Origin of the sequence: Pseudomonas sp. PB101 (assembly GCF_009764265.1) — a bacterium.
Taxonomy (GTDB): domain Bacteria; phylum Pseudomonadota; class Gammaproteobacteria; order Pseudomonadales; family Pseudomonadaceae; genus Aquipseudomonas.
The window spans coordinates 1-3,075 of the sequence record NZ_RWIR01000091.1 but is presented as its reverse complement, the minus strand read 5'-3'; the positions used below and the strand labels follow the sequence as shown (position 1 = coordinate 3,075).

The 3,075-nt window shown below is 51.3% G+C and carries 1 rRNA gene; it reads right to left on the bottom strand.

Going from position 1 to position 3,075, the window contains the following annotated elements:
- Positions 1-19 precede the first annotated feature (19 nt).
- Positions 20-2,913: ribosomal RNA gene (locus EI969_RS27495) — 23S ribosomal RNA — on the bottom strand.
- Positions 2,914-3,075: the final 162 nt, after the last annotated feature.

Below are 3,075 nucleotides of genomic sequence, written 5' to 3'. Positions count from 1 at the left end.
CAAATTGCTTGGGTGTTATATGGTCAAGCCTCACGGGCAATTAGTATTGGTTAGCTCAACGCCTCACAGCGCTTACACACCCAACCTATCAACGTCGTAGTCTTCGACGGCCCTTCAGGGGACTCAAGGTCCCAGTGAGATCTCATCTTGAGGCTAGTTTCCCGCTTAGATGCTTTCAGCGGTTATCTATTCCGAACATAGCTACCCGGCAATGCCACTGGCGTGACAACCGGAACACCAGAGGTTCGTCCACTCCGGTCCTCTCGTACTAGGAGCAGCCCCTCTCAAATCTCAAACGTCCACGGCAGATAGGGACCGAACTGTCTCACGACGTTCTAAACCCAGCTCGCGTACCACTTTAAATGGCGAACAGCCATACCCTTGGGACCGGCTTCAGCCCCAGGATGTGATGAGCCGACATCGAGGTGCCAAACACCGCCGTCGATATGAACTCTTGGGCGGTATCAGCCTGTTATCCCCGGAGTACCTTTTATCCGTTGAGCGATGGCCCTTCCATACAGAACCACCGGATCACTAAGACCTACTTTCGTACCTGCTCGACGTGTCTGTCTCGCAGTCAAGCGCGCTTTTGCCTTTATACTCTACGACCGATTTCCGACCGGTCTGAGCGCACCTTCGTACTCCTCCGTTACTCTTTAGGAGGAGACCGCCCCAGTCAAACTACCCACCATACACTGTCCTCGATCCGGATAACGGACCTGAGTTAGAACCTCAAAGTTGCCAGGGTGGTATTTCAAGGTTGGCTCCACGCGAACTGGCGTCCACGCTTCAAAGCCTCCCACCTATCCTACACAAGCAAATTCAAAGTCCAGTGCAAAGCTATAGTAAAGGTTCACGGGGTCTTTCCGTCTAGCCGCGGATACACTGCATCTTCACAGCGATTTCAATTTCACTGAGTCTCGGGTGGAGACAGCGCCGCCATCGTTACGCCATTCGTGCAGGTCGGAACTTACCCGACAAGGAATTTCGCTACCTTAGGACCGTTATAGTTACGGCCGCCGTTTACCGGGGCTTCGATCAAGAGCTTCGCGTTAGCTAACCCCATCAATTAACCTTCCGGCACCGGGCAGGCGTCACACCCTATACGTCCACTTTCGTGTTTGCAGAGTGCTGTGTTTTTAATAAACAGTCGCAGCGGCCTGGTATCTTCGACCGGCGTGGGCTTACGGAGCAAGTCCTTCACCCTCACCGGCGCACCTTCTCCCGAAGTTACGGTGCCATTTTGCCTAGTTCCTTCACCCGAGTTCTCTCAAGCGCCTTGGTATTCTCTACCCAACCACCTGTGTCGGTTTGGGGTACGGTTCCTGGTTACCTGAAGCTTAGAAGCTTTTCTTGGAAGCATGGCATCAACCACTTCGTGTTCTAAAAGAACACTCGTCATCAGCTCTCGGCCTTAGAATCCCGGATTTACCTAAGATTCCAGCCTACCACCTTAAACTTGGACAACCAACGCCAAGCTGGCCTAGCCTTCTCCGTCCCTCCATCGCAATAACCAGAAGTACAGGAATATTAACCTGTTTTCCATCGACTACGCTTTTCAGCCTCGCCTTAGGGACCGACTAACCCTGCGTCGATTAACGTTGCGCAGGAAACCTTGGTCTTTCGGCGTGGGTGTTTTTCACACCCATTGTCGTTACTCATGTCAGCATTCGCACTTCTGATACCTCCAGCAAGCTTCTCAACTCACCTTCACAGGCTTACAGAACGCTCCTCTACCGCATCACCCGAAGGTGATACCCGTAGCTTCGGTGTATGGTTTGAGCCCCGTTACATCTTCCGCGCAGGCCGACTCGACTAGTGAGCTATTACGCTTTCTTTAAAGGGTGGCTGCTTCTAAGCCAACCTCCTAGCTGTCTAAGCCTTCCCACATCGTTTCCCACTTAACCATAACTTTGGGACCTTAGCTGACGGTCTGGGTTGTTTCCCTTTTCACGACGGACGTTAGCACCCGCCGTGTGTCTCCCATGCTCGGCACTTGTAGGTATTCGGAGTTTGCATCGGTTTGGTAAGTCGGGATGACCCCCTAGCCGAAACAGTGCTCTACCCCCTACAGTGATACATGAGGCGCTACCTAAATAGCTTTCGAGGAGAACCAGCTATCTCCGAGCTTGATTAGCCTTTCACTCCGATCCACAGGTCATCCGCTAACTTTTCAACGGTAGTCGGTTCGGTCCTCCAGTTAGTGTTACCCAACCTTCAACCTGCCCATGGATAGATCGCCCGGTTTCGGGTCTATTCCCAGCGACTAGACGCCCTATTAAGACTCGCTTTCGCTACGCCTCCCCTATTCGGTTAAGCTCGCCACTGAAAATAAGTCGCTGACCCATTATACAAAAGGTACGCAGTCACCCAACAAAGTGGGCTCCCACTGCTTGTACGCATACGGTTTCAGGATCTATTTCACTCCCCTCTCCGGGGTTCTTTTCGCCTTTCCCTCACGGTACTAGTTCACTATCGGTCAGTCAGTAGTATTTAGCCTTGGAGGATGGTCCCCCCATATTCAGACAAAGTTTCTCGTGCTCCGTCCTACTCGATTTCATGACTAAGAGATTTTCGCGTACAGGGCTATCACCCACTATGGCCGCACTTTCCAGAGCGTTCCGCTAATCTCAAAGCCACTTAAGGGCTAGTCCCCGTTCGCTCGCCACTACTAAGGGAATCTCGGTTGATTTCTTTTCCTCAGGGTACTTAGATGTTTCAGTTCCCCTGGTTCGCCTCTTGCACCTATGTATTCAGTACAAGATAACCATCTTATGATGGCTGGGTTCCCCCATTCAGACATCTCCGGATCAAAGTCTGTTTGCCGACTCCCCGAAGCTTTTCGCAGGCTACCACGTCTTTCATCGCCTCTGACTGCCAAGGCATCCACCGTATGCGCTTCTTCACTTGACCATATAACCCCAAGCAATCTGGTTATACTATGAAGACGACATTCGCCGAAAATTCGCAAAACTCTTAAGAGTCACTCACAAATTTTACCTTAGCCTGATCCGTTACCAGTGAAAGTAACGTTCAGTCTATCTTTCTATCACATACCCAAATTTTTAAAGAACG